The organism is Enterococcus sp. JM9B (genome assembly GCF_009933265.1).
GTDB lineage: Bacteria > Bacillota > Bacilli > Lactobacillales > Enterococcaceae > Enterococcus_C > Enterococcus_C songbeiensis.
In genome coordinates this window covers 185,245-210,508 of sequence record NZ_MAEK01000003.1, presented here as the reverse complement: position 1 = coordinate 210,508, position 25,264 = coordinate 185,245, and the positions used below count along the sequence as shown (strand labels likewise).

The following is a 25,264-nucleotide window of genomic DNA, read 5'->3' as shown; positions in this document are numbered from 1 at the left end:
AAATGCTTATACAGAGCTTATATACAGATGATGAACAAAAGTTCTTTTTTTGACAGGAATGGAAATATATGTTATATTTAATATATAGATATGAGAGCTTTCTCTCTCTTGTATCTATCGGGAATCGTACTCGCTTAAACGATTTCTCTTAAAACTCGTGCTATTTATCAATAGCATAAAAAAGATACCGTTTGGTGGCGGTTCTTTTTTCATTTCCATTTATTTTCAAAGAAGCTCTTTTTTGTACTGGAAGAGCTTCTTTGTCTATGATCAAAAATGAAAACGCTTTGAAAAGGAGCTGAAAATATATGAAAAAAGATATCAAAGAAAACGAAAATAAAAACGAAGAAATTGAAACAATCGAAAATACTGAGACAGTTGACGAACAAGAACACACCGAACCTTCACTAGAAGAGCAATTCAAAGAATTACAGGCACAAGTCCAGCAGCTTTTACAGACTAAGACACAAGCACAAGATGAGCCAGCACAAGAAGCTGATCCAGTCGATGAAGAGCAGGTAACAGACAATCCAGCAACAGATCGCGAAGCTGATTTTACAGCACGTGAGAAAGCTCTTTTTGATCGTCAAGTAGCGCTTGAATTGAAAGCAGAGGGGTTGGAAGATTTTGCACCACTGATTCATGCTACTAATGAGGCTGAGTTAGCCGAGCAAATCAATAAATTAAAAGAGCTTGTCAACAAGCGAAAACTAAATAATTCATACAAACCGACAGATCACAATACAGCAAGTAATTACTCTCAAGCTGTTAAAAATAGAGATGTTTTATCTATGCTGAAAACAAAAATTAATTATTGAAAAGGAGTTATACATATATGTTAACAACCGATTTAACAAATCAAGAAAATATTTATCTCACTGATGAGATTCATTTAGTTGCCCCAAAACAAACGCCTTTTTCAACTTTGTTGCTATCGAAAAAAGGAAATTCTGAGACAGGCGCTAAAATTCACTCATGGCGTGAAAGAACGCTAGATACCTCCGACTCACTAGCACAAGAAGGGGCGGACGCTGGCGAAGGAGTTCATTCAACGCGTGCTGAACTTTCCAACGTGCTTCAAATTCTATCTAAAACAGTCAAAGTCAGCGGTACTGCTCAAGCCACTGAGAAAGTCGGGGACTTGTTCGCTTCTGAGATAAACGATCGCTTAATCGAAGTAAAAGCAGATTTAGAAAAAGCTCTTTTGACATCAACCAAAAATGATGGATCAGATGGTAAACCGCGAAAGATGTCTGGTTTAATCGAGTTTGCTGATCCTGAAAATCTAGTTCAAGAACCAGTTTCTGAAACAGCGATCAAAGAATTGGCGCGTAAACTTTGGGAAAAAGGGTTTGAAGGTGAAAACCTGTACCTATTTGTTAATGCTGATATCAAAGAAGAGCTAGATAGTTTGTACAAAGATAAATATTTTTATCCAGCCAAAACAAACGATTTTGGTCTGTTAGTAAACACGATCGAAACAAATTACGGAGTTATTAACGTAGTTCTTGATCGTTATATGCCTACTGAAAAAGCTGTTCTCTTCGATTTAGATCAGTTGTCTATCAAGTTCTTAAAAGGTCGCCAGCCTCATTACGAGCCTTTAGGCAAACGCGGAGACAATCTGGAAGGGTTAGTACTTTTAGAAGCCACTTTGGAAGTCGGATCAAAAAAATCTGTTGCTGTACTTGAAACAACGACAGTATAACAATTAGCTACCCACATAATTTTTGTGTTTATATCATATGTTTTTCTTTCCTTTATTTTTAGTTAGAGGACGTTTTTTAAGCGTCCTCTATAAAAAAATAATAAAGAACAAATGTACGAAAAAGAGGAGGAAACGACATGAACGACAACATAACAAGACGAGAGTTTTATATAGCACTACGAAAACGAAAAAACATAAAGCAAACCGAGTTAGCTCAAGTATTACATGTAGCGCGCACAGTTATATCTCGTTTCGAAAATGGGAAATATCTTTTTGATAATGAGCGTGTAAAAGCGTACGAAAACTATATTGATAACAAAAAATAATGAAGCGAGCGTGATATCGATGGATTGGAAGCAGAAAATCGAGCTTAAATATCTCGAACAGATTACACGAGTTAAAAAATTTAAATATGTTTATGATTACGACTTAGTGTTGTATCTTGAAAAAATTGGCATTGATTATATTTCGATTGTTTATTCTGAAAAAGGATCAGCACTTGCCGTTTATGAAAATAACAGTGAGTTACGTAAGTACATTAGAAAATACGATAGGTCTATACCTGTTATTGGAAGTGATATAGTAACTTTTTAAAACAGAAAAGTAATAAAAGTAATCACAAATTTTGTGAGTTTTTAGCTTGCTAAAAGCGAGCAAAATTTGTAGCAAGCGTCCGCGCGATTTTCGCGAAGCAAAATCGTAAGTAGCGCGGTAGGCTCTTGATCTTAATACTGTATACAAAAATTTTTGTTGTAGTTCTTGACTGTTTATATAAATACTAAAAATACTATTTATCTAAACAGCTAAAAACTACAACAATAATGAAGGGAAGAATTTTAATGAATAAACTAACTAACAAAGACTTTTATTTCTGTTACAACGGAGCTAAGACAGCATGGCTCAAACAACAAGGCTTTAATTTTATAACACATGCTTTGACAATCAAAAGTAATCAAGAATATTGGCTCTTTGAACGGAGTCAAGAGTTGAAAATTGCGCTTAAAAGATATAATGATTTTTTTGAAAGTAAATAAGTTGAGGTATGAATCTGATGAATATAACTTTAAGCGAATTAATGACAAATTCCCTATACACAAAATTTGTAGGAAATAAAGTTCAAGAAAAGTATCAGTCAGCAGTTATGAGTGATAAAAAATTCTATTTGCAAACTGATACTAAAAATAAAATTATCAGTAAACTGAGCGAAAAAGCTGGATCAGTTAGATATGTGGCTGGAAAAAAAGGAAAAAACGAACCATATTTTGAGTTAGAAAAGCCCATTTTTGATGACTCTGATATTATCGAAGATCAGCGAGGACACCATAAGAAAAAAGCTGAGTGGTCTGAGTATACAGCTATACTCTTTAATAATGCGTTGCCTTTTTTTGAAAAAGGAAAAACATATACTAAAACTGAGCTATTACGTCAAAGTAGTATATTTCTAAAGGTCGATAGATACCGAGATAAAATCGTTAAAGTTTTGAAAGAAAAAAATAATCGATTCTACTTCAAAACTTTAAGAAGTAAAAAACGTTTGAATTATGATTTGGCTGTTCTTGCCGCTGATTTTTACCGCTTTTTCAATGAGCAAATCACACAAGAAGCGAATAGACTTGTTCGCGAATTTAAAGATAAAGCGGATATTCAGAAAGTATTTGTCGCTGTTTCTTTATCAACTGATGAGAAGAAAATATTTTTAGAAGTTGACGAAAAAATTTTCAATAAATATAAAGAAAGAAAACAGCAAATTAGAGAGCAATTCAGTCGTAAAAAGATGAAGGCACAAAAACGTGAGTTAGAATGCGAAAAAGCGATTAAAGAAATGGCACAGACTGAGTTTGATTGTCTGTTTATGTATGATGGTTTTCAAATATTTGATACTTCAAAAATTGAGTATATCAAGTGTGATAAAGAATATTTGCAAACTCTAGTGAATGATTTATTAAAGAATCGATTACTCGAAAATGCCAAAAAACGTGAAAATCTTTTAACGTATGAAGAAGAAATTAGAGATACTAATCAGAGATTATATCGTGAAAGTTCTTTTGAAGGTGGAAAAATGTACAATCGTGCGCTTGATGAAGAGTTATCCCATATTGAAACGGCAATGTATCAAGAAAAAGCTGATTTCAAGGCAAAAAAATATAAAGAGTATGTGCAAATCTATAGTTTTCTAATTGATTTTGTACAGATGAGATGAGGGCAATAAATGGATATTAAAGATGAAATTAAGAAATTATCAATAAAGAAGAAGATGTATTTTGAAATGTTGTTTCCAGACGTTCGAAAAACAGAGCAGCCAGTTACATTAGAGCATTTCTGTAATTTTATTGGAACCCAAAATATAGACTACTACAAAAATTGGGAAAAGACAGAAGAATTTCAAAGATTAAAGGCATTGCGATATGCTACGATCGCCAATAGTGATTTTTTCGAGATTTATGATTCAGTCAGTGAAAAAGCAAAAAATGGTGATGAAAAATCTATCAAATTGTTTTTGACATTATCAAAAGAATTAAAGTCAATGACGAAGCAAAAAATTACAGTTGAGGATAGCTCAGACGATGGGTTGATGTTATGACATTATCAACAGCTAAAAAATTAGAAAAAATCAATGCTGATCCTGTTTTATGGTTGAAAAACTTTGTAAAGATTATGGATAACGAGGGAAAGTACGTTCCTTTTGTCGTAAATCAACAGCAAAAAGAGTTTTTGGAGAATCGTACGAGATATAATTTAATCGCTAAGTCGCGCCAATTGGGAATGAGTACGCTCATGCTTGGGCTGTTTTTATATATGGCATTGACAAAAGCTAGAACAAATTACTTAATTGTTAGTTATAAATTAGAATCAAGTACTATTCTATTTGAACGTTTGAAAGCTATGAATGATAGTATTCCGCGAGATAAGTTTAAATTTTCCAAAATAAAGCATAGTAACAAAAATAAATTAAGTTTTGAAAATGGCTCTACAATCACGCTTTCTGTAGCTGGTAATAAAGATGTGGCACGAGGCGGTAACTTTTTGGGAGTTCATCTCAGCGAATTAGCTTTTTATACCAGTCAAGAAAAGCTCTTGTTGTCAGTTGAGCAAGCTCTTTCTAAGTCAGAAGACGCAATTTTGACGGTGGAAAGTACGAGTAATGGCTTCAATCACTTTCAGAAGCTTGCTATGTCAGCAGAAAAAGGACTATCAAAATATAAGCTTTTCTTTTTCCCGTGGTTTTCGAAGGCAACCGCGCAACAGTTTAAGGTTGAGATTGACGAAGCGGTAGCGTGGTACAAGGCTAGTATGAAAGAGTTGCTTAGCGAAAAAGATTTGAATAATGAAGAGAAATTGCTCTTTGAAAAAGGCGCTACGTTGCGACTTCTTATGTGGCGACAGTTCAAAAAACTCGATATGAGCGACAGAGACTTTAAGCAAGAGTTCCCTTCAAACCTTCACGAGAGCTTCATTTCTACAGGTTTCAGTGTTTTTGATCAGTCGAAAATTAGTGAACGATTGAATCATGTACCAAAAAAATTAGAATATCATGAGGTTAGTTTGCATTTGGCTAGTGAATTGCTATCGCTAGTATCGAATGGAAGCTTATTTGTGTATGAGTTGCCACGTAAAAATACAAAATATTATTTTGGCGTTGATGTTGCTGGGGGAAGTGGCGGAGATAATTCTACGATCTGTATTCTCGATGAAGAAGGGAAGCAAGTAGCTTCTTTCAAGGACAATCGAACGCCTGTATACCGTTTTGCGAAGATTATAAATGAATTAGGTCGCTTATATAATTATGCCTTTTTAGTCATTGAGCGTAACAGTTTTGGAACGCCTCTATTAGAAAAACTGAGAAGAGAATACTTTTATATGAACATTTATAAAATGAAGCTCTTTGATCAACAAACTGGGCGTAAACGTATGAAGTTGGGCTGGAGTACAACAGCAAGTAATAAAGCTACGCTTATTTCTGACTTGAAAGAAGCTTTTGAGTTAGATGAGATTTTAGTAAATGATCGCGATACCTTAGAAGAAATGCAAATTTTTCAGGAATCAAACGGGAAGACGGGGAACATGAACGGTCAAGGGTTGCATGATGATTTAGTTATCGCTTTAGCGCTGGCTATTCAAGGGAAGAAAGCGAAAAAATGGTATGTATAGGAGGAGCAACAAATAAATGAATATAAAAGAATACATAAAAATTATACATAATAACAATCCGCTATGGTTCATTGACGAAGTGAATCACTATGAGAATCAAAGAAGAATTGCCGATGTATTAAAGATGAAGCACTATCTCGAAGGCAAACACGCAATTATGAATAGGGGAGTAGAAATGTATAATAACCGCCCTTATGAGTCGCGCAAAGTAATGCTTCAATATGCTAAATTAATTGCAAATTTAGAGACTAGTTATCTGTTGAAAAATCCTGTCACGATAGTTGGAAAAGAAGAGCTGTCGGAGCGGTTCAAACGCGTTTATAAAGAAGGATCATTCAATAAGGCTGATTATGATCTGTTATCGCGACTTATTAAATTCGGTGATAGCTATGAATATATTTATATCGATAATGGCAAAATTAAATCGAAAGTAATCGAATCTGAAAATGCCTTCCCGATATACAACGAAGCATTAGAGATAATCGCATTTGTAGAAGCATTTGAGGCGTTAGAGAGCGATTTTTATATTATCTATTATCCAGAAAAGGTGGAAAAATGGAGTAATATCGGTGGCAGTGACTTACGAAGAATTGATAGATATAGCAATGTGAGCGGTCTTCCCATACACTATCACAATGATAATGAGCTAGATAAAGTTTTTGGTAAGTCTGATTTAGCAGATTTTCTCAACATAATTGACAACATGGAGGACTTGCTAAGTAAGTTCAGTGATAGTTTTTATAAATTTCATAACCCGATACCTGTCGTGATCGGGCAACAGTTAAAAGGGGAGGGCATAAATCAGAATTTAGTTGGGGAAGGTCTGGTTTTGGACGATGGTTCAGACTTTAAAATGGTCTCTAATTCCGTCAATGAAAAGGCATTCGAAACTATTTATAAGACCTTGAAACAAGAATTATTAAATATCTCCAGTACGCCAGCGGTGTCTTTGAATAATACTGATGTTTCAAATCTCAGCGAGGTATCTATGAAATTGCTGTTTACTTTAAGCGACATGAAAGCGTCAATGAACGAGAGATTTTTGAGAAATGGTTTCGAAAAAAGATTTGAGATCGTAGAGAAGTTGCTGGATTTACAAGGACAATCAATTGAAGGACAGAATATACATGATTTAGATTTGGTATTCCATTACGCCAGACCCATCAATGAGAAAGATGTAATTGATAATCTCAAATCATTATCAGAAATGGGAGCTATCTCTAAAGAGACTATCATCGATCTTGCTCCATTGCTACAGCAAAGTAGTCATGAAGAACTTAGAAAGATTAATGCTGAGAATAGCAGAGAGAGTAATCTAGTAGTTGAGTAATGATTTATTACTATATACAAAAGGTTGTACAGTAATTTAATTGTATGCTTTTAATCGTTGCTAGATTAATAGTTACATAAAAATAAATAATATTGAAAATTTTTCGCCTTTACTTTTATTAAGATTAAAGTGTGACGTTCTACAAAAAAAGAGTGTGAGCTTAATATAAGCCCACACTATCAGCGTTTAACGGTATTATTCATTCTTGTTATATCTAGTTCATCGTTATTTTAATCCTGTACAAAGCGCTAGTTTACATAATCACGGTTAGATGAAGTGCCTTGTGTACCAACGGTTTGAGCGATTTAAGCTGTGAAATTATATTGGTATACATTATGAAAGCTCGATATAACGCGTTTCTTGCATTTCGATACATTGTGAAAAGAGTTTGTTTTCATAATTCCTTTAAATTGCTGAATTGTTATTTATTTTCATTATCAGCAAAATTATTTAGGTATAGAAACGCTAATATATCAACGATTCTAGCATATTCTTAAGCTGTTTTAAACCAGTAAAACCAATAAAATTTCGGTTTTATCGTCTATTTTTAAATGCTTTGAGAGCTTGCTAGAGGCTTGCTGTCTGACTGTTAGAATAACATATAATTAGTGTTAAAACGCTTTAAAACAGCTCTTAAATGGTTTTAAAATGACGTTTGAGAATTATATACATACGAATGAAGAGAAAAGACAGTTACCCCAATACGAGCAGACCATTCACAAGGATATCTAAAATTTCTCGCACAAAAAAATAAAAAAGGTGAGCCAATGCAACTTGAGAAAATCTACCAAAACTATCCATCGCTACGCCCAATTTCAACAAAAGCTTATCTCACGACTGAGATTTACGACCTCATAGCGCCTTTGATTTTTCAAAAAATCTATAATTTGCTCTCAATTACTGACTTTCAAATATATCAAATTGAATCAATTGACAGCAACAGCAGACTTTTGAAGGGGTTCACTGTAATCGAGCGTGATATGACTTCTCACGAGTTTTTGTTGGCTTATGATGGAAGAGTTTACTATAATCACAAAACAATTCAACTTAAAAGAATAGATCAATACATAAATAAACTTGTGCTATCGTGTTACGAGCTGGGCACAAAGAAGGAGTATCTAAACATGAAAATAATCGACCGTCTCAAGATGGAAATAGAGGGCATTACACTAGCTGACGATCAAGCAACTGTTTATCTAGCTGAAAATAGTTTGTCAGCAAACGAAGAATACAACCCAGCAATTCCAGCACAAAAGAAAGCTATCTATCAAACTGCCTTGAGCGTTCTTCAATCAATAGCTAACAACCCCGCAACTATGAAGAACTATAAACAGGACGACATGAACATTTCAAGCTTCGCTAAGTTCTTGCAAAGTCGTATCAATCAATTGACTAACACAATTCAAGCTATGCCAGATACAAGCGAGCCTACCAATTTTTTCAATCTTTTTAAGAATTGAGGTCTACAAATATGCCTACTATAAATTTATTTGAACAAAACACACCTACACACGATCTCAGAGCGATTTTAGACTGGCGAGGGTCTACTATCTACCGAAACGGACTGTCTGAGCGTGCTCTGATAACGAATGAAGTTAGCGTAAAGGACTATGATAGTAAATTTTTAATCACATTGCATGAGACAACGCGAGGCGATCTCGTAAAATTTGAAGATGATTTTTGGCTTATCACTAATCAAGTTTCAAAAAGATATGAAAGTTACAAAGCAAAAATGCAAAGAATCGAACATAATCTAATTTTTAATTTATCAAAATTAGAAGACAAGCCTTTAAAATATCTCTTGAAACTTCCCGTTTTGGTATCTCAGACCGCTGATTTTAATTTATCGTACAACAAACAGGCACAAATAATAAATGTAGAAAGTGAAATACATGTTTTTACGTCTCACAACGACAAAACGGAGTCCCTTTTACAACTTCTTGATGAGCGGATCGTCTTCGGTCATCGTACCTTCAAAATTGCTGGTATATCGACAGCCAATAAAGGAATTTTAGACATAACCGCTCAGCTCGTTCCAGCGCAAGTAAACGATAATTTAAATGCTGGTATTGCTGATTGTCCTCAAAACTGGCAAGAGTTGATTGACGACAGCACTTATCGTGTTAGCGATGAAAATGTAGCTTTACTACCACCAGCAGGAAAAAGTAGTATTGAGTTTGTCAGTTTTAAAGATGGTATCTTGACATTTACAGCAGAAAAATTGAAAGCTGAATTTGCTGACAGCTTAGTAGGTTACAAGATCACCACTTTTTCAAAAGAATATGTCTGGGGTTATGATGAGCCATTTCTCAAAGAAAACGAAGCTTTCATGACAGCCAGTGAACGCGTTAAAATAGACAATTTACCTGTTGAAGTTTCTTCTGTTTTTGATAATGGGATCGAGAGAATAGAACTTGAAGCGATAAGATTTGAATAAAGAAAGCTATGTCGCATTTGACATAGCTTTTTTGATACAGTAAGTAATTAATTTTAATCTACTATTTCAATATCAATACCAGTTGAATCGACATTTGCTCCCATTATTGTCCCGTATTCTGTACGGTAGTAAAAGAGTGGTATTTTCCCATAACCTTTCATTTCTTGATAAATATCAAAAACATCTCTAGTGAAAGCATTGATTAACACTTTTTTTTCAGAATAGCTCATGCTTGCAACTTCATTTGAGACCCAAATATTTATCACATCACTTTCTTCAAGTTCCATTGTAATGATCTCTAGAAAATTACTATCTCTTAAAGTTCTAAGTTCTTTGTCTAAGGGATTAGTTGTAGAACTACTTTCTGTTTCGCTACTTTTAATTGTAGAACTTTGACTAGTTTCTGTACTTGATTCCTTGCTTTTTGATTCCACTGTCTTGGCTGTTGAACAACCAGAAACAAATAAAACTACTAATATACCCATTATAACTTTTTTCATTTGAACTCTCCCTTCGTTTCATCAACTATTTTAATTGATGAAAAAGTATAAATCAATACTTTTTAGATGGTGTATATTTCTTCTAACTTTGGATAACATTTAAAAGAGTGGGAGGGAATAAAGTGACTAAAAATTTGAATAAAAAAATTGGTAGTCTGATTCGAAAGTTAAGACTTGAAAAGAATTTGTCGCAAATGAAATTAGCTGAACTATCGAAACATTCCACAAACCACATTGGCTCTATTGAAAGAGGAGAAAAGAATATTAGTATTCAAACACTTCACTCGATAACTCGTGTATTAGATATAAGCTTAGAAAGCTTCTTTGCGTTAATTGATCCAGCCGATAAAGATACCAAAGAACTTACCGAAATCTATCTATCTCTTTCTGATGAGCAGAAAACGTTGATTTTACAGCTCTTAAAGTCAACGCAAAAATTAAATAAGTAAATTACAAAAAGCTATGTCAGATTATGACATAGCTTTTTTAACTCTATTTTGCGCCCACACGATTTGATTTTTCTTCTATTAAATGTTATTTTTTTAGTGTTTGTTTTTTGCTTTTTATCTCGATAGTTATATTGCAAAAAGGTTAATATCGGATTAGTATTTGATGAGTCTAAACTACATCTAAACTGATAGTTAAATTATCACCTCGAAACATTGATTTCATAGTATTTTACGAATAGGAGACAGTTTCTTTACAATTGTTTTCTTTTAGCGGTGTTTCAGGTAAAATAAGAAACAGCACAAGGGAGGTTTTCAATGAAAAATGTCCTATTAACTGGCATGAAATCTTTTTATCTTTTTTTAGTTGAACAACGCAGCAAACGCCCAGCTGAAAAAAATGATAAAATTATTTTTCTGCTTAGCTTTCCATCGACAAGCCGCTGGGTTTTGTCGGAATTATATAAAAAATACGGATCACGTTTAGTGGTCTGTTATACTGAGAACAGTCACGAATTAGCAGCAAATTATCAAAAAAAAGGCTGCTTGATTTATGGGATAGATTCGTTTCGTGAATTGCTGTCAAGCATTCCTTTGATGAAAGGTGCTTCAACGATCCTTTGTGATAATTATTTTGCCTTTTTAGGGGGGATGATGTTTGAGCCTTCTACTAAAGTCATCCAGATCTGGCATGCAGGCGGAGCCGTCAAAACATTCGGTTTAGAAGCCAATTACGCGAAAAACAGTACCAAAAAGGATCAGGATCGTTATCAGCAGGTTTATGATCGATTGACTCATTATGTGGTGGCGTCAGATCAAATGGCAACGATTTTCAAAAAGAGTTATCACGTGACGAATGCGGAATTTTTGCCGTTTGGGTATTTTCCGGCAGATCGATATTTTGATGAAGCTTGGCTGAAACAGGCAAAACAGAAATTCCAAGAGCGCTTTGGAAATAAAAAAAGCCTCCTATATGTCCCTACTTATCGAGAGAATGAGAATGAAAATCCTATCGATTTTTCAAGACTAGCTGCTGTACTGGGAGATGAGTGGCAGCTGTTTGCCAAAGCACATCCCCATGATCCTGCTTTACAGCAAAAATTTGAAAAGCATCCGGCAGTCATCACTGATTTTAAAGGCCTTACTTTGCAAGAGATGCTGCCTTCGATCGATTGTCTGATTACCGATTATTCTTCGGTACCATTTGAATATACGTTAGCCAACAAAGAAGGAAAACTGCTCTTTTTCTGTTATGATCTTGAAGAGTATCAGAAGACGGTGGGGATACAAGATGGCTTTTTTGATGCCTTGCCTGAAGCGTTGGCTGTGACGTTCGATGAGCTTTTGGAAAAAGCAGCAAATATGCAAGCAGTGGATCTTGATCGATTCGATCAGACTTGGAATCAGTACAACAAAGGAAATGCAATGAAACAATTAATGAATTGGATGGAAGAAAATGAAGCATGAATGGATCATGGGGATACCCGTGGATCAATTGACGTATGAAGATATATTAGAAGATGTGCCCCGTTATCTGGATTCATCAAAGAAAATGTCTGCCATCAGCGTCAACCCGCAAATCGCGACGCAATCGAAAGATTTTCCAGAAGTCGTTGAATTTATCAAATCAAGTACCCACCGCATCCCAGACGGTATCGGGATCGTACTTGTATCAAAGTTGACAGGCGGCAAAATCAAAGAACGGGTAGCCGGGTTTGAATTGATGCAAAAATTTTTGGAATACGCCAATGAAAACAGCCGCAGCGCTTTTTTTTATGGCGCTAAGCCGGAAGTCTTGCAAGATGCTGTGGCTAATCTGCAACAGCAGTATCCGGCTATGAAGATCGTTGGAGCTATCGATGGTTATACCGCACTTTCTGAAGATGAGGTGGTGGACCGGATCAATCAAGCATCACCTGATTTTTTATTTGTGGCATTGGGATTTCCTAGACAAGAGCAGTGGTTGGCGCGTAATATAAAACGAGTGGACGCTACGATTTTTCAAGATGTCGGCGGCAGCTTCGATGTATTAAGCGGTCATGTCAAACGAGCACCACAATTTTATTTGGATCACCATTTAGAATGGCTTTATCGTTCATTGAGCAATCCAGCCCGGATCGGTCGGATCTTTCAATTGCCGGTCTTTGTGATAAAAAGTTTGTGGTGGAAGATGAGGAGTTTAAAAGTTGAAAAATAATGTTAGAGAAAAAAAGATTTTATTAATTATTCCTGCTTACAATGAAGAGGAAAGTATCTTAGCAACAATAAAAAAAATTAAAGAATTTAGAAAAGAATCACAGTATAATTTTGATTACATTGTAATAAATGATGGGTCAAGTGACGGAACAGAAAGTTTATTGAAAGAAAATAGCGTAAACACAATAACTTTAACTACAAATTTAGGTATTGGCGGAGCAGTCCAAACCGGATATAAATATGCTAAGGAGCAGGATTACGATATAGCAATTCAATTTGATGGTGATGGACAACATGATATAAATTCGTTAGAAAATTTACTAGAGCCAATTTTTAATGGGGAAGCCAATTTAACTGTGGGATCAAGATTCATTAAGACAAGTACTTCAACTTTTCAAACATCTTTCATGAGAAGACTGGGAATAAAAATACTTTCTTTTTTCATAAAATTAGTAACTCACAAAAAGGTTTATGATACAACATCTGGCTATCGAGCTGTTGACAAAAATATAATTAATTATTTTTCTGAAAGGTACCCTATTAAGTATCCTGAGCCAGAATCAATAGTACATGTATTAAAACGTGGATATAAAGTCAAAGAAGTCCCAGTCAATATGTTTGAAAGAATAGGTGGAGAATCTTCTATTACTCCTATTAAATCTGTCAGATATATGCTTGATGTATGTTCTGCTATATTAGTATCTGCACTTATGAAGGAGAATGATTAATGATCAATTGGTTTTTTATTATTATGCTTGTTATTGCTGTTTTTTTCTTATATTTTATTTGCCGTAGTATAAATAAAAATAATTTCTTGTTAAAAAATGCTAGCGTATGGTTGTTATTTGGAATCATATGGGTCTTATTCTCGCTATTTCCAAAGATTCCAGAGTCTATTGCTATTTTTTTAGGATTTCAGGTAACATCAAACTTTCTGATGTTTTTTGCTATCCTTTTCTTACTATACTTAGTTTTGCTCCAATCTTTGCAACTTTCTCAGCAAAGAAAACAAATTAATGAATTGATTCAGAATTTTTCAATTTTAAAGTCTGAAATTAATGCTAGTGATAAGAGGGAGAAATAATAAATGGATTTTGAAAATCATACTTTTGTAATTTGTGCTTATAAAGAGAGCAAGTATCTCGAAGAATGTATAAAATCACTAATGGATCAAACTATTAAGTCTAATGTTATTCTATATAGTTCTACTCCAAACCCATATATCAAGAATTTATCTCGAACTTATGATATACCTTTTTTCACTTCAGATGGGGGAGGAATCGGTAAAGACTGGAATAATGCGTTATCTTTTGTCCATACTAAATTTGCTACTATTGCACATCAAGATGACTTTTATTATCCAGAATATCTGGAAGATATTAAGTCTGTCTTAAATGAAGACACCCTGATTGCCTTTCCTGATTACGACGAATGGAAAAATGGCGGAGTAATTAAAGAAAATAAAAATTTAAAAATTAAACGCTTAATGTTGAAGGCTATGAACCTTTTTCCAAAATCAAAAATTTGGAGAAATCGAATTCTTGCACTGGGAAATCCTATTTGCTGTCCAGCAGTGACGTATAACTTAAAAAAAATTAAAGATTTTAAGTTTAGTGAAAGTATGAAAGTGTCGTTGGACTGGCTGGCATGGTATCAAATTGGGAAAAAAAACGGAGCGTTCAACTATATTGATAAAAAATTAATGTATCATAGAATACATGAGGAATCGGAAACAACTAATACTATTTCCGATAATACACGTACTAATGAAGATATGTTAATGTATAAAAAATTCTGGCCCAATATAATTGCTTCAATTTTAATGAAGTTTTATGTAAAAAGTCAAAATACAAATAGTTAGGGAGATACTTATGATACTTTTTTTTATTTATGTTATTCTGTCAACGTCAGGACTTGTGTTGTTTAAGCTAGGATCAATCAATGGAGGAATCTCCATCAACTTGGCTAAATCAGCTTTTTCGTTTCATATACCTTTGCTAAGTTTACTAGGACTACTTTGCTATATGGTCAGCTTTTTGATGTGGATGTATATTATTTCAAAAACTGATATTAGTTTTATTGTACCTTTGGGCGTAGCCTTAACAAACCTGGCGGTATTACTTAGTTCATATTTTATTCTTCATGAAACTATGTCATATACAACAATTATTGGTGCTGCACTGATTATCATCGGAGCGGTTATATTAAATATAAAGTAATCTTATACTATTTACTAGGGACATTTTTTAGGACTCTATTCCAGTGGTTGAAGCTGTTAATTACCAGAATATTTGCTGTCTATCATTTTAAACATTAAAAAATGTTTCTTATCTTTTACGTAGCATAGAATTTCATTCCTGAATAATTCATACTTTGACTTCAAACCGTCTGAAACTGCCTAACGGCAGTCTTCATTTACTTTTTCATTTTCACCTGTTAAGTGATGCAAAAAGAACCCCATTCTGATATGGTAAAGGTGTCGAAACCAACCATAAGAAAGGAGTTCTTCTCATGACTAGCTTACACAAAAACCAGGTAAAATTCAATTCAAATTTGACTATTTCACATACAGGTGGTCGCTTATCGAGTGATTCGGGTTTGGTCTTAGTTAAAGAGGTGATGAATACCTTCGACTTTTCACACGTAGCTAAACAGTGGCTCCATATTAAAGACAAACGTGTTTACTTCACACATGATAACTTAGCGATATTAGAACAACTCATTATGCAGTTAATTGCTGGGTACTCGGCAGACTCATCAGCTAATCTATTAAGACAGGATCCAGTCTTTCAAGCTGTACTCGGTAAAAAAGAGTTGGCCTCACAATCGTCAATCTCACGGTTTTTAGATCGTTTCACCGAGGAGAACATGGATCAACTCCAAGCATTAAATCAGTCGCTGATTGATAAAGCGCGTTTGATTCGCAATGACACCGAGTTAATCATTGATGTCGATTCCACACATTCGGATACCTTTGGACGCCAAGAACAAACAGATTATAATGCCCATTATCAAACCTACGGCTATCACCCATTAGTTGCATTTGACGGATTGACCGGAGATTTCCTAAAAGCTGAACTGCGTTCAGGCAATCAGTACACGTCTAAAGGGGTAAAAGCCTTTATCGACCCGCTGTTACACCACTACAAGAGCACGTTACCTCATACCGAGATATTGGTTCGGGGTGACAGCGGCTTCGCCACACCAGAGGTGTATGAATCTTGTGAAGCAACTGAAAGCCAGTACGTTATCCGATTAAAGAGCAATCGGAGGTTAAGTCAGTTAGCTGAACACTCTGTTCTTTATGGGGATAATAAAAAATGGGAAGACCGAGAAATACAGTATTTTTCACTCCCTTATCAAGCACAATCCTGGTCAAAACCCCGTCGCGTTTGTATTCGATCAATCCGTGAAGCAGGAGAGCTTCTTTTTCACCACGCATTCATTGTGACGAATCTATCCGATAATGTCTCGCCTGAAGTCATATTCTCTCTTTACGGCAAGCGTGGAACAATGGAAAATTTCATCAAAGAAGCGAAATCAGGCTTTTATTTTGACAAAACAGATAGTCCGCGTTTCCTGGAAAATCATGTCAGAATGATGATCAGTGTCCTGGCTTACAACCTCGTCAATTTTTTAAAGACCATTGGATTTGAACAAGTGAATCGGGGGATGACGATTCATTCTATACGATTGACATTGCTTAAAGTTGCCGGAAAACTCGTTAAAACAGGTAGACAAGTCTATCTCAAACTGTCGAGTTATCATGTGTATCAAACTGAATTTTATAAGGTTTTTGAACGCCTACGGCGATCTAGGCAATGGATTTAGGCTAGTTATCGTAAAAATTTTTAACCTATTTTTCCAAGGGGTCAGTCTGCCCTTAAATAGACAAATAATTTTTATTATAGCCTTCTTCCGTATATATCCTGTTCGAAAACACATTATTTTGGAAGAATGTATCTGCCTAATTTAAATGTAGGCACTTTGTTCAAAAAAATAGCTTAAATTTAGAGCTATGAATTATTCAGGTTCATTATGTATATATTAATTTGAAAAGAAACTTTTGAAATAATATTTGTGAAGCAAATAAAATGATAATAATCAAGTACTAAGAATGTTCATGACAGATAATATAAGGCAAAAATGAAGCTATTACCATTTAAAAGAAGATTAATTGACATAGATAAAAGACTTTACGATGGAGGAGACATCATGTTAAATGATATATGGATAGAAAGAGTGAAAAAAAGGCTGCATCTTTACATTTTTACGATTATAGGAACTTTTTTCTTGTTTTGGCTTCAAAAAAAATTTGAATATCTACCGGTAAAACCCGCTTTGGTAATTATACTAGTATTAATATTTATTATATTTTGTTGGTCCGATAAAGCTGAAATAAATGTACTTTTAGTTACAGTGCCTTTTGGAATTATCTTCTCATTGATATCTCCGGTTTTTGAAGTATGGGATGAACCAGCTCACTTTACGAGAACTGCATATATATCAGAAGGAAATTTAGGTTTGTCTAATGAAAAAAAAGAACACTATGTTACTAAAGATGTAGAAAATTTAGTAACAATTTCTAAATATCTAACAAGACGGGAAAAAATTTTACCTAATACGTTTGAAACCAATCTTTTTCAATATAAACATGAAGTAAAAAAAGAATATCAATTTCGAGTTCCAGTAACCAATGCGTATGGTACATTTTCGTACATTCCAAGTGTAATTGGTTATAAGGTAGGTAATCTTTTATCTAAGGGTAATCTTGGAGTGATGTTTTACTTAGGAAGAATCTTTAATTCACTTTTTTATGCTTTATGTGCTTATATTTCTGTAAAAATTTCTAAAAAATGGAAGAATTTTGTTTCTTTCTTTGCCTTACAACCGATGGCTATCTACATTAGCAGTTCTTTCAATCAAGATGCTATTAGCTACGGGCTAATTTTAATTGTTATTGCGTTGTTTCTAAGCATGGTTAGTTTAGAGAACTATGAATTAAATTGGAAATATATAGCTTCGTTTGGATTTCTATGTGCCTTATTAGCATTCACTAAATTACCCTATATAGTTTTGGCCGGGCTGATATTTTTTATTCCGTTTAATAAGTTTAAAAACAAGGAAACTTATTTAGTAATGCTGATTTCAATATTATTAGTGATTACTATTTCAGGAATTTGGTTTATATTGTATTCTCGAATAACTGGATTAGAAACAACTAGAAATGTTGATGTGGCCCAACAGATTCAATTTATAAGAAATAACACCGGAGAGTTTCTAAGTACGTTGTTTACAAGTATCTTTGGAACTATAACAAAGTATACCCAGTTATCAGCATTTGCTTGGGATAATCAAAATATTAATGAAATTGGCTTGATTACGTTAGTGTCCTTTGGGATTTTACTATCATATCCGCTTCCTGAAAAAAATATAAGTAAATGGACAAAATTGGGGATTATAATAATTTCGATGATTATTTTGATTCTAATATATCTATCAATGTATTTGACTTGGACAGAAGTCGGTGCAAACTATATTTCAGGTGTTCAAGGGCGGTATTTTTTTGGAATAATAATGATACTTCCAATAGTTTTCAACGTGTCAAAATATATTGGGGATTTTAAAAAAAATAAATATAGTGATTATATTTTGCAATCTGTGATGATATTTTTAATAATTTGGACAATAGCAGGTAGAATTGGAATATATTATTAATAATATCGATAAAGGAGTTTTATATATGAAAGGAATAATCCTAGCAGGAGGTTCAGGCACGCGTCTGTACCCATTAACCAAAGCAACATCAAAACAACTAATGCCCATCTATGACAAACCAATGATCTATTATCCAATGTCCGTCTTGATGTTGGCAGGGATCAGTGAGATCTTGATCATTTCAACACCACAAGATACACCAAGATTCCAAGAATTATTTGGTGATGGGAATGAATTAGGGATCCATATTGAATACGCAGTACAACCAAGCCCGGATGGTTTGGCCCAGGCTTTTATCATTGGAGAAGAGTTTATCGGTGATGACAGCGTCTGTCTTGTATTAGGCGATAATATTTATTATGGTGGCGGCTTATCACAAATGCTGCAACGTGCCGCGCAAAAAGTAACGGGTGCCACCGTGTTTGGCTACCATGTAAATGATCCAGAACGGTTTGGGGTTGTTGAATTTGATGACCAAATGCAAGCCATCTCGATCGAAGAAAAACCGGTAGAGCCAAAATCAAATTATGCGGTGACAGGTCTTTACTTTTATGATAACGAAGTGGTAGAAATCGCGAAAAAAATCAAACCATCGCCTCGTGGAGAATTGGAAATCACGGATATCAACCAAGCCTATCTGGAAAAAGGTCAGCTTTCTGTTGAAGTCATGGGGCGGGGCTTTGCATGGTTAGACACCGGTACCCATGAATCATTACTGGAAGCATCTACCTTTATTGAAACAATCGAAAAACGACAAAATCTTAAAGTTGCCTGCTTGGAAGAAATCGCCTATCGAATGGGGTATATCACCAAAGAAAAATTGATCGAACTGGCACAACCATTGAAAAAAAATCAATACGGACAATATTTGCTCCGTTTAGCAAGTGAGGCATAAGCATGGGTAAACTAAAGGTAACGGAAACTAATTTGACGGATGTCAAGATTATTGAGCCGGCTGTTTTTGGCGATCATCGCGGCTTTTTTACAGAAAGCTATTCAGAGCTGGATTTTCAAGAAGCCGGTATTACGCATAAGTTTGTTCAAGACAACCACTCTCTTTCCACACAACCGGGGGTGTTAAGAGGATTACACTTTCAAAAAGGCAAAGCGGCACAAACAAAATTAATCCGCGTGGTGACCGGAGTGGTTTGGGACCTTCTGGTTGATATTCGCAAAGGCAGCCCAACGTATGGCCAATGGGAAGGCTATCTTTTATCGGAATATAACCATCGTCAGTTGTTGGTGCCTAAAGGCTTTGCCCATGGGTTTGTGACCTTGACACCGAATGTGAATTTTTTGTACAAGTGCGACAACTATTACAACGCCCAGGCCGATGGCGGGATTGCTTTTGACGATGCCAATCTTGCGATTGCTTGGCCGATTGATGTAACAAAAGCAATTCTTTCCGACAAGGACAAGCAGCACCCTACTTTACAAGAATTTGAGGGAGAAAATCCCTTTATCTATGGTGAGATTTAAGGAAAGGAGTTCAAGCAAATGAAAAAAATCATTGTAACCGGTGGTGCCGGTTTTATTGGTTCGAACTTTGTTCATTATGTGGTGAACAATCATCCGGAAGTTCAAATCACGGTGTTAGATAAATTGACTTATGCAGGAAACAAAGAAAATATCGCCGGCTTACCAGAAGATCGTGTGAAACTCGTCGTAGGAGATATTACCGATGCCCCTTTGGTGGAAAACCTTGTGAAGGAAGCAGATGCCGTGGTGCATTATGCGGCAGAATCTCATAATGACAATTCACTGAAAGATCCGTTTCCGTTTGTTCAAACCAATTTGATTGGAACCTATACCTTGATTGAAGCTTGCCGAAAATATGGTGTTCGCTACCATCATGTTTCTACGGATGAAGTGTATGGGGATTTGCCTTTACGGGAAGATTTGCCTGGTCACGGAGAAGGCAAAGGGGAAAAATTTACTGCGGAAACACCATATAATCCGTCAAGTCCTTATTCTTCGACCAAAGCAGGATCGGATTTATTGGTGCGGGCATGGGTGCGATCCTTTGGCTTGAAAGCCACCATCTCCAATTGTTCCAACAATTATGGACCTTATCAGCATATTGAAAAATTCATTCCCAGACAAATCACGAATATCCTCAGTGGTGCGCGTCCTAAGTTGTATGGCAATGGGAAAAATGTACGAGATTGGATTCATACCAATGACCACTCTTCGGCGGTTTGGCTGATTTTGACCAAAGGAACTATCGGTGAAACGTACTTAATCGGTGCCGATGGCGAAGAGGACAACAAGACGGTATTGGAATTGATTTTAGAACTGATGGGACAACCCAAAGAGGCTTATGATCAAGTCAAAGATCGTGCCGGACATGATTTGCGCTATGCAATTGATTCCTCAAAGCTGCGGGAAGAGCTGGGGTGGCAGCCAAAATTCACGAATTTTCGTGAAGGCTTAGCAGATACGATTCAATGGTATACGGAGCATCAAGAGTGGTGGCAGGCAGAAAAACAAGCCGTTGAAGCCAATTATGCAAAGAACGGACAATAAAGAGCGTTAAGCAGGCGCACGCCTGCTTTTTTCGAAAGGATGGATCAGATGATTTTAATTACTGGTGGAAACGGACAATTAGGGACCGAACTGCGCTATTTATTGCAAGAACAGGAACTTGAATTTGTCGCTACCGATGCACAGGAATTGGATATTACCGATGCTCAAGCGACGATGACTTATATCAAAGAACTAGCACCAGAACTTATCTATCATTGCGCTGCGTATACTGCCGTTGATAAAGCAGAAGCAGAAGGCAAAGAGGTAGACGAACAGGTAAACGTAGAAGGCACTCGAAATGTAGCCTTGGCAGCCAAAGCAATAGGGGCGACAGTCGTGTACATCAGTACTGATTATGTTTTTGACGGAACCAAAAAAGACGGGGAATACCAGGTGGATGACACCCCAAATCCTCAAAATGAATACGGTCGAACGAAACTACTGGGGGAACAAGCGATTCAAGAAATTTTGGAGCAGTATTACATCATCCGTACCTCCTGGGTCTTTGGGCAGTACGGGCATAATTTTGTCTTTACGATGCAAAAACTAGCAGAGGCTCGAGATACCTTGACGGTGGTCAATGATCAATTTGGCCGTCCGACTTGGACACGAACCTTAGCGGAGTTTATGACTTTTATCATTGCAAAGAAGGCTCCCTTTGGTGTGTATCACTTGTCTAATGACGGGGTTTGTTCTTGGTATGATTTTGCCAAAGAGATTTTGAAGGACACAAAAAACGTGACGGTTTTACCCGTTACTTCCGCAGAATTCCCGCAAAAAGCCAAGCGTCCCCAGTATTCGGTGATGGACTTAAGCAAGGCGAAGAAATTAGGCTTTGTGATTCCTAGTTGGCAAGATGCGTTAGAAAGGATGGAAAAATTAGTTTGATGAAACAAGCATATAAGAAGATAAAAAAGGTTGGAACAACATTTTTCCCATCAAAATATACAAGATTAAGAGAATACTATGCAGAGAATTATGAGAATAGATTAATCAAAGATAATTTGATTGTTTATGAAACGAGAGATGGCTCCTCTATTGTGGATTCTCCCTATGCTATTTTTAATTATTTAATAAGTACACCAGAATACAATAATTATGAACATATTTGGATTATTGAAAGTTTAGATTCAGATTGTGTTAAAATTTTTCCTGAAAGTATTCAAAAAAAGATCAAATTTGTTGAGCGAAGTTCAATTGAATACGTAGATGCTTTATTAGAAGCCAAATATCTGATTACTAACTCAACTTTTGAATCATTTTTTTCCAAAAGAGAAGGACAAGTGTATATTAATACTTGGCATGGTACTCCCTTAAAACATATGGGATTTGATATTCCAGGTAAAGTATCACATTCACAAAATGTTTTAAGAAATTTTTTAATGACAGATTATTTATTATCACCTAATTCGCATACAACGAACATTTTTTCCGACAGTTACAAGTTGAAAGGAATCTATCCGGGGGAAATCATTGAGTCTGGATATCCGCGAATCGATTTAACCATGAATAGCATTAAAAATGATGTATTTAATAAGCTAGAACTTTTTGGGACAGTTTTAAATAAAAAGTTACCGAACTTATTATATTGTCCCACTTGGAAAGGTGAAAATGTAAATGATGCGAATGATGATTTAGATCAGATTGTTAAGGAAATTGGTGAGCTAAAAAAATCATTTAATGAGGAATACAATGTATTATTAAAGGTACACCCTTTTATTTATAAAATTGCTTCTGAAGACGAAAGAATCTCAGATATATTGGTATCAGATTATATTGATGCAAATGAAATTTTATCAGTTACTGATATATTGATTACTGATTACTCAAGCATTTTTTTTGATTTTTTAGTAACAAAGAAGCCAATTATATTTTATGTATGGGATAAAGATATTTATTTAGAAAATAGAGGGATGTACTTAGAAAATTCGGATTTGCCAGGACCTATTGTTGAAAATATTCATGAATTAATAGATGCACTGAAAAATATTAATAGTTATCAGAAAGAATATGAAAATGCCTATCAAGCTCTTTCAAAAAGAATGATTCCATATGAAGATGGTAATTCTACTAAGAGGTATGTAGAATATATTTTCAGGGGTAAATCTTCATCAAATTTGAACGTTGTCAAGTTAGAATCAGCTAAAACTAAATTACTTATATTTCCTGGTGGAATGCGAAACAATGGAATAACGACAAGCTTTTTAAATCTAATTGATAATATTGACTATGACAAATATGATGTGACCATTATTTCTAATGTGGATAGAGAGAAAGAGATATCCAATAACTTAAATAGTATGAATAAAAATGTCAGACCATTGTTCAGGTTTGGGGGAGACATTCTTACTAGGAAAGAAAAAATTATCAATAAGAAATTAGCTGATAAAGGGGTACCAAAAAATAATCAGAAAATTTATCCAGAGATTGCTTATAGAAGAGAGATGAGACGATTAACTGCAGGTATATTGTTTGATGTTTCAATCGATTTTAGTGGATATAGTTATTTTTGGGGGCGTCATATCCTATCAGCAAATGCGAGAAAATATGTTGCTTTTATGCATAATGATTTAATGGCAGATTCTCAGAGAGAAATAAATGGAGTGAAGCCTATGGCAAGGGATTTAAATGGTTTGTTCTCCATATACTTTAAGTTTGATAAATTAGTAAGTGTTTCACCTATGACACGAGATGTGAATCTTAAAAAACTTTCAAATTATGTGACTGCAGAACAAATGTCTTATGTTGTAAATACTATAAATATTGAAAAAATATTGAAAAGTACAAGTATAGACTCTGAAGAAAAAAATAAACTCATTACTAAAAAAACTAGTCTTATGTCCGAAAATAATGAAGAGATACAAATATTTAAAAACTTAACGGAGATTGCGAAAGGTAAATTTTATTTAAAAACAATATCTTCAACAGATAAAATAATTAGTTATGCAGAATATCAGTTTGAAGATAAGGATTTTGTAAAAATATCAATAAATGATGAATATTATGGGTGGAGTGACAAAAAAAATTTTTGCAGACGACCATTAGAAGTTTTGAATGTAGAAGATGTACATGGTTTTGCAACTGTTTCTTGCAATCTGAATTATGTGGTGTGGAAAGATTTGGACTATAGACATAAAGATGAAGCAAAAGTAACTTATATTAAACCTTTCTTTAAACGGTACGTCGAATTCAGCCGGATCGCATATACAAATCTTGGGCGTTACTTCTATATAAAGTATAATGGAAAAAATATTGGGTGGGTTTCCCCTAAACCATTGAGAAGAATACACAAATTAAATAAATGGTCTCCTTTAAATACCTATTTTTATAGAAGAATAAAGGAATTGGAGAATGAAGAGCCAATTAAATACTCAAAAAAAATAAAAAATTTGGAACTTTATGGAATTCTTCAAAATAAGGAAGATATCACATTGTGGAGTGATCCAGAAAATTCAACAATGGCAGAATTGCTTCCTATTTCAGAAGATTACCTTGGAAATCCATATAGAATAATTGAAGAAAATTGGATAGACAGCCAAATGAATTACAAGCTTGTATTACCAGATTATTCAACATTAGGTTATACAAGACAAGAAAATGTCACACTTATTTCCAAAGAAGAGTTTCAACGACTGATTCAACTGAATATTATGAAAGAAACAGAAGTAGACCAAGTTCCAAGAATGGATCTATTGAATCAGGCGGTTCCTAAATTTGATGAAAAATATATAAATATAGTAACAATGGGGCGCTTATCCCCTGAAAAAAATCAAAGCCAACTTATAGAAGCTTTTGCTAGATTTAGATTGAAGTTTCCTAAAAGCCGATTGTTTATTTTGGGAAAGGGACCTTTAGCAAACGAACTGAAAGAAAAAATAATAGAAACTAAACAGGAAGGATTTGTTTTTCTTTTAGGACATATTAACACTCCTTTCAGATTTATCGAAAAGACTAATCTTTTTGTGCTCCCCTCCTTTTATGAGGGGCAACCCATGGTACTGCTTGAGGCTCTGACTTTAGGAATGAGAATTCTTGCATCGAATATTCCCGCAAATATTAATGTGATAGGTAAGAACGAGGAGTACGGATTTTTAACAAAAGGTACAGATGTGGATGCTATCTATAATGGCTTGGTTAGAAGTATAGAAGAGAAAAAGTCGTTTAATCATTTTGATTATATTGAATACAATAAAGGGGCAATTAATAATTTCTATAAAGAAATCAGTTTTGAAGCGTGATAGATTTTAAAGAAGT

At 34.8% G+C, this 25,264-nt stretch carries 26 protein-coding genes; 25 read left to right on the top strand and 1 reads right to left on the bottom strand.

Annotation, left to right across the window (positions count from 1 at the left end):
* The first annotated feature begins 308 nt into the window (after positions 1-308).
* The 11 genes from BAU16_RS01350 (at position 309) to BAU16_RS01300 (ending at position 9,624) form a co-directional block, all read left to right on the top strand.
* On the top strand, positions 309-818 hold the full coding sequence (locus tag BAU16_RS01350; protein ID WP_161526250.1) for a hypothetical protein: 510 nt from the start codon (positions 309-311) through the stop codon (positions 816-818).
* A 17-nt stretch (positions 819-835) separates the two neighbouring features.
* Positions 836-1,708 carry an SU10 major capsid protein gene (locus BAU16_RS01345; RefSeq protein ID WP_161526249.1) on the top strand — a complete coding sequence of 291 codons (873 nt, stop codon included), beginning with the start codon at positions 836-838 and terminating at the stop codon, positions 1,706-1,708.
* A 137-nt stretch (positions 1,709-1,845) separates the two neighbouring features.
* Positions 1,846-2,034 (top strand): helix-turn-helix domain-containing protein, encoded by a 189-nt coding sequence (locus BAU16_RS01340; protein WP_161526248.1) that lies wholly within the window; start codon positions 1,846-1,848, stop codon positions 2,032-2,034.
* A 19-nt stretch (positions 2,035-2,053) separates the two neighbouring features.
* The gene (locus BAU16_RS01335; protein ID WP_161526247.1) at positions 2,054-2,302 is read left to right on the top strand and encodes a DUF5659 domain-containing protein; all 249 of its coding nucleotides are present in this window, start codon (positions 2,054-2,056) and stop codon (positions 2,300-2,302) included.
* 245 nt (positions 2,303-2,547) lie between these two features.
* Positions 2,548-2,742, top strand: coding sequence for a hypothetical protein (locus BAU16_RS01330; RefSeq protein WP_122645116.1), 195 nt, complete (start codon positions 2,548-2,550; stop codon positions 2,740-2,742).
* 17 nt (positions 2,743-2,759) lie between these two features.
* Positions 2,760-3,908, top strand: coding sequence for a hypothetical protein (locus tag BAU16_RS01325; protein WP_161526246.1), 1,149 nt, complete (start codon positions 2,760-2,762; stop codon positions 3,906-3,908).
* Between the two features lie 9 nt (positions 3,909-3,917).
* The gene (locus BAU16_RS01320; protein WP_161526245.1) at positions 3,918-4,289 is read left to right on the top strand and encodes a hypothetical protein; all 372 of its coding nucleotides are present in this window, start codon (positions 3,918-3,920) and stop codon (positions 4,287-4,289) included.
* Positions 4,286-5,857: a phage terminase large subunit family protein gene (locus BAU16_RS01315; protein WP_161526244.1), complete on the top strand. Its 1,572-nt coding sequence runs from the start codon at positions 4,286-4,288 to the stop codon at positions 5,855-5,857. The genes BAU16_RS01320 and BAU16_RS01315 overlap by 4 nt, the downstream gene beginning before the upstream one ends.
* 16 nt (positions 5,858-5,873) lie before the next feature.
* A complete protein-coding gene (locus tag BAU16_RS01310) occupies positions 5,874-7,187 on the top strand; it encodes a phage portal protein (RefSeq protein ID WP_161526243.1) in 1,314 nt (437 codons plus the stop codon).
* A gap of 767 nt (positions 7,188-7,954) precedes the next feature.
* Complete coding sequence (locus tag BAU16_RS13510) at positions 7,955-8,647, top strand: hypothetical protein (RefSeq protein ID WP_202621223.1); 693 nt, start codon at positions 7,955-7,957, stop codon at positions 8,645-8,647.
* An 11-nt stretch (positions 8,648-8,658) separates the two neighbouring features.
* Entirely contained in the window at positions 8,659-9,624 is a 966-nt protein-coding gene (locus BAU16_RS01300) for a hypothetical protein (RefSeq protein WP_161526242.1), read from the top strand.
* A 53-nt stretch (positions 9,625-9,677) separates the two neighbouring features.
* Here the strand turns inward: BAU16_RS01300 and BAU16_RS01295 are convergent, their stop codons facing one another.
* Complete coding sequence (locus BAU16_RS01295; RefSeq protein WP_161526241.1) at positions 9,678-10,124, bottom strand: hypothetical protein; 447 nt, start codon at positions 10,122-10,124, stop codon at positions 9,678-9,680.
* A gap of 122 nt (positions 10,125-10,246) precedes the next feature.
* Between BAU16_RS01295 and BAU16_RS01290 the strand changes: the two genes are divergently transcribed.
* The 14 genes from BAU16_RS01290 to BAU16_RS01225 all read left to right on the top strand — a co-directional run bounded on the left by BAU16_RS01290 (position 10,247) and on the right by BAU16_RS01225 (position 25,248).
* Positions 10,247-10,573 (top strand): helix-turn-helix domain-containing protein, encoded by a 327-nt coding sequence (locus BAU16_RS01290; protein WP_202621222.1) that lies wholly within the window; start codon positions 10,247-10,249, stop codon positions 10,571-10,573.
* 315 nt (positions 10,574-10,888) lie between these two features.
* The gene (locus BAU16_RS01285) at positions 10,889-12,037 is read left to right on the top strand and encodes a CDP-glycerol glycerophosphotransferase family protein (protein WP_161526240.1); all 1,149 of its coding nucleotides are present in this window, start codon (positions 10,889-10,891) and stop codon (positions 12,035-12,037) included.
* On the top strand, positions 12,027-12,767 hold the full coding sequence (locus BAU16_RS01280; protein ID WP_202621221.1) for a WecB/TagA/CpsF family glycosyltransferase: 741 nt from the start codon (positions 12,027-12,029) through the stop codon (positions 12,765-12,767). The genes BAU16_RS01285 and BAU16_RS01280 overlap by 11 nt, the downstream gene beginning before the upstream one ends.
* Positions 12,757-13,494, top strand: a complete 738-nt coding sequence (locus BAU16_RS01275) for a glycosyltransferase family 2 protein (RefSeq protein ID WP_161526239.1) — start codon at positions 12,757-12,759, stop codon at positions 13,492-13,494. Before BAU16_RS01280 ends, BAU16_RS01275 begins: the two co-directional genes overlap by 11 nt.
* Positions 13,494-13,850, top strand: a complete 357-nt coding sequence (locus tag BAU16_RS01270; protein WP_161526238.1) for a DUF2304 domain-containing protein — start codon at positions 13,494-13,496, stop codon at positions 13,848-13,850. The genes BAU16_RS01275 and BAU16_RS01270 overlap by 1 nt, the downstream gene beginning before the upstream one ends.
* Before the next feature lie 3 nt (positions 13,851-13,853).
* Positions 13,854-14,627, top strand: coding sequence for a glycosyltransferase family 2 protein (locus BAU16_RS01265; RefSeq protein ID WP_161526237.1), 774 nt, complete (start codon positions 13,854-13,856; stop codon positions 14,625-14,627).
* A 10-nt stretch (positions 14,628-14,637) separates the two neighbouring features.
* Positions 14,638-14,985, top strand: coding sequence for an EamA family transporter (locus tag BAU16_RS01260; protein ID WP_161526236.1), 348 nt, complete (start codon positions 14,638-14,640; stop codon positions 14,983-14,985).
* A gap of 292 nt (positions 14,986-15,277) precedes the next feature.
* Positions 15,278-16,597 carry an IS1380 family transposase gene (locus BAU16_RS01255; RefSeq protein ID WP_003140845.1) on the top strand — a complete coding sequence of 440 codons (1,320 nt, stop codon included), beginning with the start codon at positions 15,278-15,280 and terminating at the stop codon, positions 16,595-16,597.
* Between the two features lie 384 nt (positions 16,598-16,981).
* A complete protein-coding gene (locus BAU16_RS01250; RefSeq protein ID WP_161526235.1) occupies positions 16,982-18,484 on the top strand; it encodes a DUF2142 domain-containing protein in 1,503 nt (500 codons plus the stop codon).
* 25 nt (positions 18,485-18,509) lie between these two features.
* A complete protein-coding gene (gene rfbA / locus BAU16_RS01245; RefSeq protein WP_161526234.1) occupies positions 18,510-19,379 on the top strand; it encodes a glucose-1-phosphate thymidylyltransferase RfbA in 870 nt (289 codons plus the stop codon).
* A 2-nt stretch (positions 19,380-19,381) separates the two neighbouring features.
* Entirely contained in the window at positions 19,382-19,963 is a 582-nt protein-coding gene (gene rfbC, locus BAU16_RS01240) for a dTDP-4-dehydrorhamnose 3,5-epimerase (RefSeq protein WP_161526233.1), read from the top strand.
* A gap of 18 nt (positions 19,964-19,981) precedes the next feature.
* Positions 19,982-21,010, top strand: coding sequence for a dTDP-glucose 4,6-dehydratase (gene rfbB / locus BAU16_RS01235; RefSeq protein WP_161526232.1), 1,029 nt, complete (start codon positions 19,982-19,984; stop codon positions 21,008-21,010).
* A gap of 48 nt (positions 21,011-21,058) precedes the next feature.
* Positions 21,059-21,898 (top strand): dTDP-4-dehydrorhamnose reductase, encoded by an 840-nt coding sequence (gene rfbD, locus BAU16_RS01230; RefSeq protein WP_161526231.1) that lies wholly within the window; start codon positions 21,059-21,061, stop codon positions 21,896-21,898.
* A complete protein-coding gene (locus BAU16_RS01225) occupies positions 21,898-25,248 on the top strand; it encodes a CDP-glycerol glycerophosphotransferase family protein (protein WP_237579194.1) in 3,351 nt (1,116 codons plus the stop codon). The genes rfbD and BAU16_RS01225 overlap by 1 nt, the downstream gene beginning before the upstream one ends.
* The last annotated feature ends 16 nt before the right edge of the window (positions 25,249-25,264 follow it).

Bases quoted from the DNA above. Each gene is read 5' to 3' on its own strand.
- BAU16_RS01350 (WP_161526250.1), top strand. From the start codon at position 309: ATGAAAAAAGATATCAAAGAAAACGAAAATAAAAACGAAGAAATTGAA.
- BAU16_RS01345 (WP_161526249.1), top strand. From the start codon at position 836: ATGTTAACAACCGATTTAACAAATCAAGAAAATATTTATCTCACTGAT.
- BAU16_RS01340 (WP_161526248.1), top strand. From the start codon at position 1,846: ATGAACGACAACATAACAAGACGAGAGTTTTATATAGCACTACGAAAA.
- BAU16_RS01335 (WP_161526247.1), top strand. From the start codon at position 2,054: ATGGATTGGAAGCAGAAAATCGAGCTTAAATATCTCGAACAGATTACA.
- BAU16_RS01330 (WP_122645116.1), top strand. From the start codon at position 2,548: ATGAATAAACTAACTAACAAAGACTTTTATTTCTGTTACAACGGAGCT.
- BAU16_RS01325 (WP_161526246.1), top strand. From the start codon at position 2,760: ATGAATATAACTTTAAGCGAATTAATGACAAATTCCCTATACACAAAA.
- BAU16_RS01320 (WP_161526245.1), top strand. From the start codon at position 3,918: ATGGATATTAAAGATGAAATTAAGAAATTATCAATAAAGAAGAAGATG.
- BAU16_RS01315 (WP_161526244.1), top strand. From the start codon at position 4,286: ATGACATTATCAACAGCTAAAAAATTAGAAAAAATCAATGCTGATCCT.
- BAU16_RS01310 (WP_161526243.1), top strand. From the start codon at position 5,874: ATGAATATAAAAGAATACATAAAAATTATACATAATAACAATCCGCTA.
- BAU16_RS13510 (WP_202621223.1), top strand. From the start codon at position 7,955: ATGCAACTTGAGAAAATCTACCAAAACTATCCATCGCTACGCCCAATT.
- BAU16_RS01300 (WP_161526242.1), top strand. From the start codon at position 8,659: ATGCCTACTATAAATTTATTTGAACAAAACACACCTACACACGATCTC.
- BAU16_RS01295 (WP_161526241.1), bottom strand. From the start codon at position 10,124: ATGAAAAAAGTTATAATGGGTATATTAGTAGTTTTATTTGTTTCTGGT.
- BAU16_RS01285 (WP_161526240.1), top strand. From the start codon at position 10,889: ATGAAAAATGTCCTATTAACTGGCATGAAATCTTTTTATCTTTTTTTA.
- BAU16_RS01280 (WP_202621221.1), top strand. From the start codon at position 12,027: ATGAAGCATGAATGGATCATGGGGATACCCGTGGATCAATTGACGTAT.
- BAU16_RS01270 (WP_161526238.1), top strand. From the start codon at position 13,494: ATGATCAATTGGTTTTTTATTATTATGCTTGTTATTGCTGTTTTTTTC.
- BAU16_RS01265 (WP_161526237.1), top strand. From the start codon at position 13,854: ATGGATTTTGAAAATCATACTTTTGTAATTTGTGCTTATAAAGAGAGC.
- BAU16_RS01260 (WP_161526236.1), top strand. From the start codon at position 14,638: ATGATACTTTTTTTTATTTATGTTATTCTGTCAACGTCAGGACTTGTG.
- BAU16_RS01255 (WP_003140845.1), top strand. From the start codon at position 15,278: ATGACTAGCTTACACAAAAACCAGGTAAAATTCAATTCAAATTTGACT.
- BAU16_RS01250 (WP_161526235.1), top strand. From the start codon at position 16,982: ATGTTAAATGATATATGGATAGAAAGAGTGAAAAAAAGGCTGCATCTT.
- rfbA (WP_161526234.1), top strand. From the start codon at position 18,510: ATGAAAGGAATAATCCTAGCAGGAGGTTCAGGCACGCGTCTGTACCCA.
- rfbC (WP_161526233.1), top strand. From the start codon at position 19,382: ATGGGTAAACTAAAGGTAACGGAAACTAATTTGACGGATGTCAAGATT.
- rfbB (WP_161526232.1), top strand. From the start codon at position 19,982: ATGAAAAAAATCATTGTAACCGGTGGTGCCGGTTTTATTGGTTCGAAC.
- rfbD (WP_161526231.1), top strand. From the start codon at position 21,059: ATGATTTTAATTACTGGTGGAAACGGACAATTAGGGACCGAACTGCGC.
- BAU16_RS01225 (WP_237579194.1), top strand. From the start codon at position 21,898: ATGAAACAAGCATATAAGAAGATAAAAAAGGTTGGAACAACATTTTTC.